This is a genomic window from Flavobacteriales bacterium (assembly GCA_020435415.1).
In the GTDB taxonomy this organism is placed as follows: Bacteria; Bacteroidota; Bacteroidia; order JACJYZ01; family JACJYZ01; genus JACJYZ01.
Genome location: JAGQZQ010000088.1, coordinates 1 through 14067 on the forward strand (window position 1 = coordinate 1; position 14067 = coordinate 14067).

Below are 14067 nucleotides of genomic sequence, written 5' to 3' on the forward strand. Positions count from 1 at the left end.
AAGAGCCAAAGAAAGTTCGTGCGTTGCATAGCTGTATTGCTGGATATCAGACAATGACATTTCATAGGAATAAGTAATGTTCATGCGTCCTACTACAAAGCTCAGAAATGCTGTAACCGATCTTTCCGCCTGATATGATACACCCACCCATAAACTGTCATTCCATGAAATTTTACCGTTGATGTTGTATCCGAAATCCTCAGGTTTTTCCGGGTTATCAGTGAAGAATACACCTGATGGTTCCAGTCCGAGTTTGTTACCCATCTTGATCTTATATCCGGCCATGGCATAAAACGTACGTTTCAGCGTGGGCGCGTCAAGCTGGTTCTCATACCAGGGCAGGTCCTTTTGGGTATCCAGGAGATGAAGTGCCGAAACACCGAGAAAATATTTGTGTGCATTCAACGGTGTGCTGTACAGATATAAACCTGCACTTGCATCCGGCAGATAGGCGCGACGGAAGCCATTCTGAAGTACCGGATCATTGGGATCCTCCAGTTCAATCAGATCATGGTTGATCACATACTGGGCAATATCACCTGCAACACCGAAGGAAAGCATGGAATTTGCGGAAAAAGGAACCCTGTAGTTCCATGAATAATTGAAAAGGTTCAGGCTGGCAGGACCAATGGTTTGGTTGTATAAACCCACACCCATCCCGATACGGTACTGGAAAAGAAGTCCATCAAACGTCAGACTGTGTTGTTGCGGAGCCTTTACAACCCCCATCCATTGCCTTCTGATCGTGATTCTGGCTGGATTGATAGGCTTGCTTCCGGCGATGGCAGGATTATAGAAATAATCATTCACCATATAATTTGGATAGGTCACCTGGAACTGTCCGAACACCGTCTCTGCCACACCGCATAACAGCAGTGTAATAAGGAATGTAGGTATAACCCTTCTTTTCATCGCTATCTTAATATGGTGATGGGACCTGTTTGCCTGGGTTCACCGTTGTTCAGATCCAGGATATAGTAATATGTTCCCTGTTCCAGATCTGCGCCTTCAAAGGTGCCACCCCATGGCAATGTCTGTGAGCCTGAATCAAACACCATTGTTCCGGTGAGATCGAATACCTGAAGGACCGCTCCCTGGAATTTCTCAAAATTTCTAACGGTCCATGTATCATTGATACCATCACCGTTCGGTGTAAATCCACTTGGTGCCGTTACACACGTAGCTTCTTTATATTCAAGAGACAGTGTATCCACCGCTGAACACCCTCTTCCATCGGTGACTGTAATCTCATAATCACCAGGTATCATTTCCTCAATAATCTGATCGGTACTTCCGTCAGACCATTGGAAAGAATGCGGCAGGGTTCCTCCGGATGCCACGATCTCAACTTTGTATTCGGTGCGATCACAGCCCAGGTTCTCTGACTTATTGTAGACTTTCAATCTGGTCGGTTCAATCACGATGGCTTCACCGGATGCCGGGCAAGCATTTGCATCCACGGCGATAATGATGTACCGGCCGGCATCAAGACCCGTGATGGTTGCAGTGGTTTCGCCGGTTGACCATAAATAACTATACGGTGACGTGCCTCCCTCGCCTGTCACGGTGGCCGTTCCGTCGATCAAACCGTTACAACTTATATTGACTCCCTTGGCTGGTGCAAGAAATGGATCGGGTTCATTTAGTATGATCTCAAGGTTTTCCTCACACTGATTTCCATCGTAAATGCTAACGGTATAGGTACCCCCGCTCAGGTTGGTGACATCTTCCGTGGTAGCGCCATGACTCCATTGAAAAGTGTAAGGTGCACTTCCGCCCGTTACACTCAAATCTATGGACCCGGATTTCTTACCGGCACACAACACATCTTTTTGGGTGGAACCTGGAGACATTTGGGTTGCAGGCTCCTTTAGTGTGACTGCCTTATTGGATACACATCCCCGAACATCCGTCACAACAACCGCATAAGTTCCGGCTGACAATCCTGTGGAAGTGGACGTGGTCCGGCCACTGTTCCATAAGTAGTTAAACGGAGGCGTTCCGCCTTCGACCGTCACCACGATGGAACCGGTTCCATCTCCCTTGCAGTTGATGTCGGTCGCATTCATAGCCAGCTTCAGGGTGTCAGGATCATTGACTGTATCCACTCTTGCACATGAATAATTCCATCCTCCTGTTCCGTTAGACAAATAAACCTGCGTTTCCCATACTTTGGCAGCAAGGCCGGTAAATGAATGGGTGCCCTTGGTAAAGGCAGAATCCAGGGCGACATTATTTTGAAGCAACAGATAGCGTTTATCTGTTTCTTCATCGCCTGTATATATGACCGTAATGGATGCATCCGACTTTCCAGGACAGGAAGGACTAACAACCGATGTTATGCATTGTGCCATCAGGGAAGGATGCCATACCGCTCCCATTAACAACAACAATAACAACTTCTTTGATGCACCTGATTTTCGGGGTTCACTTTTACACATAACGCGATCCATGCCAATCATAAGCAACGGGGTCTAACCAACAAGTGTATTTAGTATCAGGGAAACGTCTGGGGACATTAACCAATATGTCCGCAATCCCAGTTGCCTGCCAACAGTTTTGATGGAAGGGAAACTAAGATAGAAAAAAGAATCAATTGCTCCAACGGATTCGTAAATAATTCATAGCCCTTCGACCACACTTGTTTTTTCCTATCCAAACCGTTAGTTTTGATTGCTCAATTCCCAAAACATTTTTTTCATTATACATGATGGTGCTTCTCCGACATATGGCGAAGGGGGTATTGCCCACCTTGTTCCTGGCCTTTTTGATGTTAGGTGGGATTCATCCGTTGATGGGACACCATGAGAACCATGCCAAGGAATCGGGAGCTTTCATTGATCAGCTTCATCATCACTGTCCCGCCTGCCAGTTTGAGAAGCAGTCCGGCGAATCTTCACTATCAGATGTACCGGACAATAAAGTTTTTGACACGGATATCCATAAACCCACGAGGGTTTCCAGGCCTTTTTACCAGGCCCTTGCCGCATATTTTCTTCGCGGTCCCCCGGTTTCTCTTAACGCCTGATATTCGCTGCACCGTCTGTAAAGTCTGAGTGCGGAAACGTTAAGTTAAACCCTAATAATCTTTTTTTATGAAGTGCTGTTTGGCAGTCCGGCTATCGCTGATAGCCGGTTTGGTATGGTCATGCTCCTTTGCCCAGTCGGACCTGTCAGGAACGGTTACCGATAAACAAACCGGTGACCCCATACCCTTAGCAACCATATACATCCCAGAACTAATGAAAGGCACGCAATGCGATGCATCCGGTCATTATCAGATCAGAGGTATTCCGAATGGCCGCTTTAAAGTTCAGGTTTCCTTCATTGGTTATGAGACCGTTATCCTTGACATATATTTTGATGGCACGGCTGTAACAAAAGATATTTCCATGGAAGTTGCTGTCATCGAAACCCATGAAGTCGTTGTAACCGGTGGTTACTCATCACACCAGGATGAAAGTCCGGTCAAGATCGATCAGATCGGTTTCCGTGAGCTTCAACAAAGCAGCGCCACAAACCTTGCCGAGGCACTTTCATCCACCCAGGGGGTTAGCAACCTCTCAACTGGTCCAGGTATTGGCAAACCAATGATCCGCGGACTCAGCGGCAACAGGATTTTGCTCTTCAGCCAGGGTATACGCATGGAAAACCAACAATGGGGCGATGAACATGGTATAGGTCTCAATGATGCCGGAGTTGATAAGGTGGAGATCATCAAGGGACCCGCCTCGCTACTATATGGATCAGATGCACTCGGTGGCGTTATCAATGTGGTGGATGAGAAACCTGCAGAGGTACATACCATCAAAGGTGATGTATCCACACGTTTCTACAGCGCCACACTCGGACACCAGAACAGCCTTGGGATCAGAGGAAGCGGGGAACATTTCCGATTCAGGGTTCGCGGCGGCTATGTGAATCATGCCGATTACCTCACAGGTAGCGGTGACCGTGTCACCAACTCCAGGATGAACGAACGTTCTCTGAAAACGTCCGTCGGACTTCAGCGCAGTAACCTGAGCACCGATGTATACTATACGTTCATTGATGACCACTTTGGTCTGCCCGGGGAAATCGGTTTGCAGAATACCCTGCGAACGCCTCAGGAACCCAGTCAGGAAGTGACCAGTCACATCACCTCCTGGATCACTACCTATTATATGAACAAGGCACGCGTCAAAACAAGTTTCGGTTATATTTCAAACCGACGCCTTGAATTCGAGGAACCGCATGATGATCATGACCATGACCACGAAGCGCATGAGAATGATGAGGCTGCACTGGATATGCGTTTAAATACCTTCAGCTGGGACGGAAAACTTTATCTGAATCCGGACACATCAAAGCTGGAATATATTTTCGGAGTACAGGGTATGCATCAACGCAACACCAACCATGGTGAAGAATTGCTTATCCCCGATGCCACCACCACCGATCTCGGTGTATTGAGCCTTGTTAAACTCAAGCGAGCAAAACACATCGTGCAAGCAGGAATTCGTTTCGACAGCCGACAGGTAGATGCGTCATTCCCCGGTGAAGATTCTACACAACTTAACACGAATTATCGCAGTGTGAACGGATCTGCCGGATGGTCATGGCAACCCAATGAAGCCATTGTTATCCGATCCAATCTGGCGACCGGTTTCAGGGCACCTAACCTGGCCGAACTGACGTCCGCCGGTGTGCATGAGGGAACCAACCGGAAAGAGATCGGCAACCCGGACCTCAAAAGCGAACAGAATGTTCAGTGGGACATCAACATGCACTATCATTCAGAACACTTCAGCTATGATATTGCAGGTTTTTACAACCATGTCAACCGTTTCATTTACCTCCTGCCAACCCATGAATATGATCCGGTAGAGAAAGTTTTTGTGTATGCCTATACCCAGGGTAATGCCAGTCTGTGGGGCGGTGAACTGATGACTGACCTCCATCCCCATCCGCTTGACTGGCTTCACATTGAGAATGGTTTCGAATTAGTACTGGCAACCGGTGCAGGCGGCCAACCCCTACCATTGATGCCCGCTCCGAGAATCTCCAACGGACTCCGTGGACGCTTCAAGAACACCAGCCACCTGGAAGAGCCATTTATGTCGGTACGCCTGGAGCATACGCTACCTCAGAACCATATCAACACAGAGCTGGAATCCCGTTCGGACGGATACTCCCTTCTGCACGCAACATTGGGTGCGACCATTAAATTTGGCAACTTCAAAGGTTATGCAACAATCGGTGTTCGCAATATCCTTAACAAAACGTATGTACCGCACCTCTCAAGGCTGAAAGCCGAAGGCATTTCCAATCCGGGACGAAATATTATGGTAGGACTGAACCTACCTTTTGGAATTAGGAAACCGTGATCTAAATTGAATTGACGGCGGACACAACCCATGAACAACGAGTTATCCTATATTTGAGATAAATCAAATGGATTTCTCTTTCAAAGATCTCAAGACCCGCCTGATCAACTCATCAGGTAAGCCTCTTCCGGGGGAAGAAGCGCAATATGCCATGGCACCGTTCGAGCGAAAGTTGCGTGCCATGGAATCACTTCAAAGAAAAGCCACCAGGTTAAGTGCTGTCATGATCCTTTTGTATCCCAGACAAGGGGACACACATACCGTATTGATCGTGAGGAATGACTACCCCGGCACCCACGGTGGACAGATCGGATTTCCCGGTGGGAAGGTAGAGGAAACAGACATCAATCTTGAACAAACGGCACTAAGGGAGATGCAGGAAGAAGTGGGCTGGCAGGCTGAACAGGTGCGTGTGGTCAGACCATTAACACCTTTGATCATACCACCCAGTGGTTTCCTTGTTCATCCGTTTATAGGCTTATCTGACAATACCCCCGCATTTGTTCCAGATCCATACGAGGTTGCAGGAATCCTGGAAGTGCCCCTGAGCACACTCCTGGACGATACCATTGTTAAGCAAAAACCGATTCAGCTTGCCTCTACCGGAAAAGAAATTATGGCACCGTACTTCGATATCGATGGGCATGTGGTGTGGGGAGCAACAGCCATGATGATCAGCGAATTCAAACACCTGCTGCACGACTTACGTTGAGAAAACAAAAAGCCCCGGCTATCACCGGGGCTTTCCTTCTGAGGTCGCGAACGGATTCGAACCGTTGTACGAGGTTTTGCAGACCTCTGCCTAACCACTCGGCCACGCGACCTTTTATTATAATTGAGAACTGTCCATTCAAGAGCAATTCGTAGTTCTATTCCTTTCAGCAAAACATCTCACAATTGCGAGACCTCTGCCCCTGCCTGCCGATGCCTTGGCCTGCGCGGCGGCAGGCAGGTAACCACTCGGCCACGCGACCATAATTCATTGAATGGCCAATTCCTCAGGACTGCTTCAACGTAGCAGACCCTTTTTTGTTCTCCCCTTCCTTCGCTATCTGAATCTCACCGCTTCAGAACCGAAGGTTGTCCTATCCTGCCACCAACTTAAATTTTGTCAAGGGATGCAAAGCTAATAAAAGATGAATGGAGAACAAAGCACGAATCCATATCTCTCTATCCCCCACTCTTTAAAACAATACTGACCTGATCGACCCTGCCGTTGACCGGAGGATTTAACTTGGCCAGCTTTAACTCCCATTGGCTTGCATTCGGGAATCCATTTACCAGGGCATCAAACATCCGTCTGGCCATGTGTTCGATCAATTTCGAAGGCTTTTCACTTTGCGCTTTCAACACATCAAACACCGCTTTGTAATCCACTGTATCACTCAACTCATCGGTTTCCTCAGCGTGCCTGGTATCGGTCTCAAACGAAACATCCAGCCGAATGCGATTGCCCACCCGGTGTTCTACCTCCAGGTGTCCGATCTTAACAAAGAACTGGATGTTCTCAATGAGGATCTTTGCCATCACCCGTTTCCCTTTGATGCAACTTTACTCCAGGTGTCTCTCAAACCTACGGTGCGGTTAAATACCGGTTTCCCTGGTTGGCTGTGAACCGTATCCACGCAAAAATATCCAAGGCGTTCGAACTGATATTGGGTACCGGGTTCAGCCGAGGCTAGGCCCTTTTCCAGTATACATCCGTTCACAATATTCATGCTGTCCGGATTCAATCCATCCAGAAAATTCTCAAGTGTATTGGGATCTTCATCTTTAAACAAACGATCATAAAGGCGAACTTCAGCCTGGAGATTTTCAACTGCCGAGACCCAATGGATGGTTCCTTTGACCTTTCTACCATCCGGTGCATTTCCTCCCCGGCTGTCTGGATCGTAGGTACAATGAATTTCTTTTATAGAACCGTCATCCGCTTTTATCACCTCATTACAGGTAACCAGATATCCATACCGAAGACGAACTTCAGAACCTAGAGATAAACGAAAATATTTCTTCGGCGGATCTTCCATGAAGTCATCCTGCTCAATATATAGTTCCCGGGAAAATGCAATTTTCCGTGAACCTGCGCCGGGATCTTCGGGATTGTTTATCGCATCCATCTGCTCAACCTGTCCTTCAGGGTAATTGGTGATGACAAGTTTTACCGGATTCAACACGGCCATTACCCTGGGAGCGATCTTATTCAGGTCTTCACGCACATTGAACTCCAGCAAAGCCACGTCAATGATGTTTTCACGTTTCGCCACCCCTACCCTTTCACAAAAATTACGGATGGATGCAGGTGTATATCCGCGGCGTCTGAGGCCCCGTAAAGTCGGCATTCTGGGATCGTCCCAACCCTCAACATGCTTCTCCTTCACCAGTTGCAAGAGTTTCCTTTTGCTCATGATGGTATAGTTGAGATTGAGGCGCGCAAATTCGATTTGTTTTGGCCGGGGATCAATCTCAAGTTGTGTCACAAACCAATCGTAAAGTGGTCTGTGTACTTCAAACTCCAGTGTACACACGGAATGGGTGATACCTTCGATTGCATCGGATTCGCCGTGGGCCCAGTCATACATCGGATAGATACACCATTTATCTCCGGTCCTGTGGTGCCTGGCCTTTCTGATGCGGTACAACGCCGGGTCACGAAGATGCATGTTCGGGGATGCCATATCAATCCTGGCTCTCAATGTCTTTTGTCCATTCTCATAGACACCATTCTTCATCTGCTCAAACAAGTCAAGGTTTTCCTCAACGGAGCGGTCCCGCCACGGACTTTCTTTCCCGGGGATGGTGGGTGTGCCGCGACCGGCCGCCACCTCATCGGCAGTCATATCACATACATACGCTTTACCCTTTCGAATCAGTATCACAGCCCAATCGTATAGCTGATCAAAATAGTCAGATGTGAAATACTGCCGGTCGCCCCAATCAAAGCCGAGCCACCGGATATCTTCCTGGATGGACTGAACGTATTCGTCTTCTTCCGTCAACGGATTGGTATCATCAAACCGGAGGTTGCAAAGTCCGTTGTATGTTTTTGCCAGGCCAAAGTTGAGACAGATCGATTTGGCGTGTCCGATATGAAGGTAACCATTGGGCTCTGGCGGAAAGCGTGTATGCACGCGGGTATACCCCCGGTTCACCAGATCATCCGAAATGATCTGCTCAATAAAATTGGGTGCTTTCTTTGTGATTTCTTCCATAGGGGATCATTTAAAATGAGGGAGACTAAACCTCTGCATGAATTTGCGAAATCCCGGTCTGAATCCGATGAACAATTTCTTCCCTACCTAACAATGCCATCAGATCGAAAAGGGAAGGTCCCCCTCCTATACCGGTTAACACCAACCTCAGGCTGATCATGCCCAAACCTATGGCATACCCTTTGGCCTCAAGCATTTTTTTATATGATTCTTCCAGAACTGTCGGGTTGTCAGCGGGTAGATTTTCGTACACCGCTATCCATTGCTCCAGAATTTCTTTGGACTCAGGTTTCCACTTTTTACGGATGGTAATTTCATCATACGACGCGGGCCGCTGAAAAAAGAACGCTCCCTGAGAAATAATGTCACCAGGAAAAGCGATGCGGTCCTTCATAAGCGCAATCACATGAAGCACAAAACCATCCTCGGCAGTGATGTTATGGTCTTTCAACAAAGGACGCACCAGTTCCAATATTTCGTGGTCTGGCAGTTTACGAAAGTGTTGTTCCTGGAACCAATTTACCTTGGCCATATCAAATCGCGATCCGGATTTGCCTACCCTATCCAGGCTAAAAGCTTCAATCATCTCGGTCAAGGTGAAATATTCCTGCTCCGTGCCCGGATTCCAGCCAAGCATGGCAAGCATATTTAAAAATGTTTCCGGCAAATATCCTTTTTCCGCATATCCATCGGAAACCTCCCCGGTCACCGGATCTTTCCATGCTACCGCAAATACGGGCAATCCCAAGCGATCACAATCTCTCTTGCTGAGTTTTCCCTTTCCATCCGGCTTTAGGATAAGCGGCAAATGTGCAAATTCCGGCCTTTTATCCGACCACCCCAGGTAATCGTAAAGTATCCAATGTAAAGGTGCGGAAGGCAACCATTCTTCACCACGGATCACATGGCTGATCTGCATGTAATAATCGTCTACCACATTCGCAAAATGGTAAGTGGGCAACCCATCTGATTTGAACAGAACCTTGTCATCAAGGCTTGCCAGGTCCACTTCAATCGTTCCCCTGACCAGGTCGGAAAATATCAGCTTACCTTCTCCGGGGAGCTTTATTCTGATGACATGAGGTGTCTTTTTTTCAAGCAGTTCCTTAACTGTGGCGTCATCCAAAGTTAAGCTGTTACGCATGGTCATCCTGGTAATAGCGTCGTACTGCCTTGAAGCACTTTTCTCAGACTCCAGTCGGGTCCTCATTTGATCAAGCTCTTCGGAGGTATCAAAAGCGTAGTATGCGAGTCCTTTCTCGATTAATCCTGCAATTTCCTTTTGATAGATTTCGCTGCGTTCAGATTGACGATAAGGCCCAAACGCACCGGGATTTTCCGGGCTTTCATCCGGAAGTATTCCACACCACGACAGGGATTTTATGATATGTGATTCTGCCCCTTCAACAAACCGCGCCTGGTCGGTATCTTCAATGCGAAGAATGAATTTTCCATGATGCTTTTTGCAAAGCAGGTAATTGTATAGCGCCGTTCGTACCCCACCCATGTGAAGAGGACCTGTGGGACTGGGAGCAAATCTAAGACGCATAAAGTGTTGAAGTTAAATCCGAAAATGAATCGCAAAGATAGCGGTTTATATATGAAACCTTCATACAACTATGCATCCGGCCAGGTATATGTGACTTAGTATTCCATGGATGAGCTTTTTTACAATTCAATATCATTACGGTAATACTTTCTTATCCAATGCAGGAATTCCATTTGGCTCATCAGGTAAAATACTTGACAAACCAAACAAAATCGGTTAGTTTGCGTTACATTTGGTAGGCAACAGAGTGGAGTAAATTCCGTCTTTTGTGTAGTGTGAATTCTCAATTTCGCATCTTTTTGGAGTTTATTATATAAATGACTGCCTGATATGGGCCGCGATGAGCATAGGGTATTGGTAGAAAAACTGGATGAGTTTATCCGGAAGTATTATAAAAACCAGGTTATCCGGGGTTCGCTATATGCAACCGGATTGACCCTGGTCTTTTTTCTTGCACTGAGCACAGCGGAGTACCTGGCACATTTCGAAACCACCGTTCGCACCCTTCTGTTTTGGTCATACCTCGTTGGCACGCTGGCCATCCTGGCCCGACTGATTGTATATCCGCTCCTTCAAATCTATCACATTGGAAAGGTGATCTCCCAGGAACAGGCAGCCTCCATCATCGGTATACATTTCCCGGAAGTAAAAGATAAATTATTGAATACCCTGCAACTGCAGAAGATGGCAACCGAATCTTTCGAGGCAAATGACCTTGTTCAGGCAAGCATTCAGCAACGCATCGAGGAGTTAAAGCCGATACCATTTGCCAGGGCAGTGAATTTTGGTGAAAACCGACGATATATCAAATACGCCGCTCTACCGGTCTGTGCTATCTTATTGTTACTATTTGCCGCACCATCGGTATTGACAGATGGAACCAAACGACTGATAGCCCATCGCACATACTTCAAACTGGCACCATTTTCCTTCAATATTCAAAATGAGAATCTGCAAACCCGACAACATGAGGATTTTACGCTTAAAGTGTCGTTGTCTGGCACCGATATTCCCGAGCAGCTGACTTTGATTGCAGGAGATCGAAAGTTTCAACTCATTCGGGAGAAGACCACACAGTTTAAATATACGTTTAGGAATGTGCAGGGCGATACGCGGTTTCGGTTATCCGGGAACGGATTTGACTCAGAAGAATATTTGCTAAAAGCATTGCCCAATCCCCTGATCCTGAATTTTTCTGTTGCGCTGGACTATCCTGACTATACAGGCAGAAAAGATGAGGTCGTAACGAATATCGGTGACCTTGACCTTCCGATGGGCACCAAAGCAAGTTGGCAATTCAAGACCACAAATACAGATGGCATCCGACTTCGCTTTCACAAAGGTATGGTAGAAACAAAACGTCACGGGAAGGATGACTTCAGCCATTCTCAGATATTTCTGGAAAGCGATCGGTATACCGTAAGCTCATTCAATGAGCTGGTTAAGGGAAATGACTCGGTGACATATGGCATCCGTGTGATCCCGGATCAGTATCCTTCCATTGAGGTAGGACAAAGAATGGATTCATTAAATGACAAGCGATGGTACTTTATTGGGATGATCAGGGATGACTATGGGTTTAAGAACCTTACTTTTAATTACACATACGTCAACAGTAAAGACCCTGAAAAACAGGGTAAAAAGACCGAGAAATTAACGGTAGAAAAAGGGAGTACACAAGCCAGATTTTACTATGAATGGGATGCTTCATTGTTAGATGTACTACCCGGAGAGGAAGTGGAATATTATTTTGAGGTATGGGATAATGATGCGGTACAGGGAAGCAAATCTGCCAGAACACAACGTGCAATCTTCAAGGCCCCCAGCCTGGATGAGTTAAACGAAAAAAATGATAAGACCAACAATGAGATTAAAAAGGACCTGGAAAGTTCAATCAAGGAAGCCCGGAGTATTCAGAAGGACCTGCTTGACCTTAAGAAGAAAATATTAGAGAAAAAGGAACCCAGTTGGGAAGATAAGAAGAAGATGAAAGATATTCTGGACAGACAAAAAGAGCTGGAACAGAAAATGAATTCTATTCAACAACAAAATCTGAAAAACCAACAAGAACAAAAGGAATACAAATCCCTTAGCCCCGAACTTCTCGAAAAACAACAACAGTTGAATGAGCTTTTTGAAAAGATCATGACAGATGAGATGAAAGAGCTTTTTGAAGAAATGGAAAAGCTGCTTGATGAGCTTACCAGAGAGAAGATGAAGGATATGATGGATCAGATGAAGCTGAACGAAAAGGATATTGAAAAGGAGCTGGATCGTTCTTTGGAAATCTTCAAACAAATGGAATTCGAACAGAAACTGGAAGAAACCAAGAATAAGCTTGAGAAACTCCAGAAAGAGGAAGAAAAGTTATCCGAGGATACCAAGGAAAAGAATCAATCTGACCAGGAATTGATAAATCGGCAGGAAGATATCAAGGAAGAATTTGAGAAGACCAAAGAAGATCTGGATAAGCTCAAAGAAATGAACCAGGAGCTGGAAAGACCCAAAGACATGGAAGACCCCTCCGGAGATAGCAAGGAAGCAGAAGATGCCATGCAACAAAGCCAACAGGAATTAAAGCAAAGTCAAAACAAAAAGGCAAGTCAGTCACAAAAGAAGGCATCTGATAAAATGAAGGAGATGGCAGAGCAATTGGGAGCAATGCAAAGCCAAATGTCCGGAGAATCCAATACAGAGGACTTACAAGCACTAAGGGAGTTGCTTGAAAATCTGGTGGAGCTCTCTTTTGAACAGGAAGCTCTGATGGATGAATTACAGAAGACGGACAGGAACAGCCCTTCCTATGTGAAGATAAACCAGGAACAAAAGAAGCTGAAAGATGATGCCAAGATGATCGAAGATTCATTGTTTGCACTCAGCAAGCGCGTTATCCAACTCCAGTCCATTGTAAATAGGGAGATCAGTAGCATTAATATGAATATGGAGAAGGCAATCGACTACCTCTCCGAAGCACATATGGGAAGGAATTATACTTCCATGGCGGCAGAGCGTCAGCAATTTGTAATGACCTCCGTTAATAACCTGGCTTTGATGCTTGATGAAGTAGCGCAGCAGATGCAGAATATGTCACAAAGTGCGGGTGACGGCAGCTGCAGCAAACCTGGCGGCAAAGGAAGCAAACCTAGTATTTCATCTTTGCGACAAATGCAGGAACAACTGAATAAGCAACTTGAGCAACTGAAGAAAGAGGGGCAGAAGCCTGGTATGCAAGGGAAAGGGCAAATGAGCGAACAACTGGCTCGTATGGCAGCACAGCAGGAAGCCATACGTAATGCACTCCAGCAAATGAATCAGGAATTAAACAAGGATGGGAAAAAATCTCTTGGAGACCTGGATGGTTTGATGAAGGAAATGGAACAAACTGAGAAGGATTTAGTCAATAAGCAACTTAATCGAGAAACGGTCTTACGCCAGCAAGAAATCATGACGCGTTTGTTGGAATCAGAGAAAGCAGAGCGTGAAAGGGACATGGAAGAGAAAAGAGAGTCTAAGGAAGGAAAAAGTACAGAAAACAGTAACCCTAAAGAATTTTTAAAGTATAAAACGATGAAATTAAAAGAAGTGGAATTACTTAAAACAGTTCCACCGACGCTGAGCCCCTACTACAAACGAAAAGTGAACGACTACTTTAACCAGTACAACAAGGAGTAATAATGATTTTAGAACAGGAGCCAAACGTGAACAGGAGGATTAATTTTGAGTCAAAGCCGGAGAATCTTACACTGGTAGAAAATCTGATCGATGAGATCTGCAAAAACCAAGAGGTTACGGAAGACAATTATGGTAATATCCTGATCGCACTAACCGAGGCGGTTAATAATGCCATTATGCATGGCAACAAAAGCAATCCCTCCAAGATTGTCAATGTTAATATAGAGACCAGTCCAGGTGCAATGTCAGTAACCATTGAGGACGAGGGAGA

10 protein-coding genes and 1 tRNA gene are annotated in these 14067 nt (G+C 46.1%); 5 read left to right on the top strand and 6 right to left on the bottom strand.

All coding sequences use genetic code 11. The annotated features are described in order from the left end of the window. Both KDD36_12275 and KDD36_12280 read right to left on the bottom strand, forming a co-directional pair. On the bottom strand, positions 1-912 hold a 912-nt coding region (locus tag KDD36_12275), incomplete at its 3' end, for a PorP/SprF family type IX secretion system membrane protein (protein MCB0397429.1). 2 nt (positions 913-914) lie between these two features. Beyond that, on the bottom strand, positions 915-2354 hold the full coding sequence (locus tag KDD36_12280; GenBank protein ID MCB0397430.1) for a gliding motility-associated C-terminal domain-containing protein: 1440 nt from the start codon (positions 2352-2354) through the stop codon (positions 915-917). A 353-nt stretch (positions 2355-2707) separates the two neighbouring features. Here KDD36_12280 and KDD36_12285 point away from each other — a divergent pair, with 353 nt between their 5' ends. The 3 genes from KDD36_12285 (at position 2708) to KDD36_12295 (ending at position 6078) form a co-directional block, all read left to right on the top strand. Further along, positions 2708-3028: a hypothetical protein gene (locus tag KDD36_12285; protein ID MCB0397431.1), complete on the top strand. Its 321-nt coding sequence runs from the start codon at positions 2708-2710 to the stop codon at positions 3026-3028. A 67-nt stretch (positions 3029-3095) separates the two neighbouring features. Beyond that, a complete protein-coding gene (locus KDD36_12290; GenBank protein ID MCB0397432.1) occupies positions 3096-5366 on the top strand; it encodes a TonB-dependent receptor in 2271 nt (756 codons plus the stop codon). A 67-nt stretch (positions 5367-5433) separates the two neighbouring features. Beyond that, complete coding sequence (locus tag KDD36_12295; GenBank protein ID MCB0397433.1) at positions 5434-6078, top strand: CoA pyrophosphatase; 645 nt, start codon at positions 5434-5436, stop codon at positions 6076-6078. A 41-nt stretch (positions 6079-6119) separates the two neighbouring features. Here the strand turns inward: KDD36_12295 and KDD36_12300 are convergent. The 4 genes from KDD36_12300 to KDD36_12315 form a co-directional block, all read right to left on the bottom strand. After that, positions 6120-6190, bottom strand: a tRNA-Cys gene (locus tag KDD36_12300). A 346-nt stretch (positions 6191-6536) separates the two neighbouring features. After that, positions 6537-6893, bottom strand: coding sequence for a dihydroneopterin aldolase (folB, locus tag KDD36_12305; GenBank protein ID MCB0397434.1), 357 nt, complete (start codon positions 6891-6893; stop codon positions 6537-6539). After that, the gene (locus tag KDD36_12310) at positions 6893-8575 is read right to left on the bottom strand and encodes a glutamine--tRNA ligase/YqeY domain fusion protein (protein ID MCB0397435.1); all 1683 of its coding nucleotides are present in this window, start codon (positions 8573-8575) and stop codon (positions 6893-6895) included. The genes folB and KDD36_12310 overlap by 1 nt, the downstream gene beginning before the upstream one ends. A gap of 25 nt (positions 8576-8600) precedes the next feature. Beyond that, positions 8601-10124 carry a glutamate--tRNA ligase gene (locus KDD36_12315; protein MCB0397436.1) on the bottom strand — a complete coding sequence of 508 codons (1524 nt, stop codon included), beginning with the start codon at positions 10122-10124 and terminating at the stop codon, positions 8601-8603. 330 nt (positions 10125-10454) lie between these two features. Between KDD36_12315 and KDD36_12320 the strand changes: the two genes are divergently transcribed. After that, positions 10455-13796: a hypothetical protein gene (locus KDD36_12320; GenBank protein ID MCB0397437.1), complete on the top strand. Its 3342-nt coding sequence runs from the start codon at positions 10455-10457 to the stop codon at positions 13794-13796. A 26-nt stretch (positions 13797-13822) separates the two neighbouring features. Next, on the top strand, positions 13823-14067 hold a 245-nt coding region (locus tag KDD36_12325; GenBank protein ID MCB0397438.1), incomplete at its 3' end, for an ATP-binding protein.

Excerpts from the sequence above, each read along its gene's own strand:
- KDD36_12280 (MCB0397430.1), bottom strand. The coding sequence starts at position 2,354 with ATGGCACAATGCATAACATCGGTTGTTAGTCCTTCCTGTCCTGGAAAG.
- KDD36_12285 (MCB0397431.1), top strand. The coding sequence starts at position 2,708 with ATGATGGTGCTTCTCCGACATATGGCGAAGGGGGTATTGCCCACCTTG.
- KDD36_12290 (MCB0397432.1), top strand. The coding sequence starts at position 3,096 with ATGAAGTGCTGTTTGGCAGTCCGGCTATCGCTGATAGCCGGTTTGGTA.
- KDD36_12295 (MCB0397433.1), top strand. The coding sequence starts at position 5,434 with ATGGATTTCTCTTTCAAAGATCTCAAGACCCGCCTGATCAACTCATCA.
- folB (MCB0397434.1), bottom strand. The coding sequence starts at position 6,893 with ATGGCAAAGATCCTCATTGAGAACATCCAGTTCTTTGTTAAGATCGGA.
- KDD36_12310 (MCB0397435.1), bottom strand. The coding sequence starts at position 8,575 with ATGGAAGAAATCACAAAGAAAGCACCCAATTTTATTGAGCAGATCATT.
- KDD36_12315 (MCB0397436.1), bottom strand. The coding sequence starts at position 10,124 with ATGCGTCTTAGATTTGCTCCCAGTCCCACAGGTCCTCTTCACATGGGT.
- KDD36_12320 (MCB0397437.1), top strand. The coding sequence starts at position 10,455 with ATGGGCCGCGATGAGCATAGGGTATTGGTAGAAAAACTGGATGAGTTT.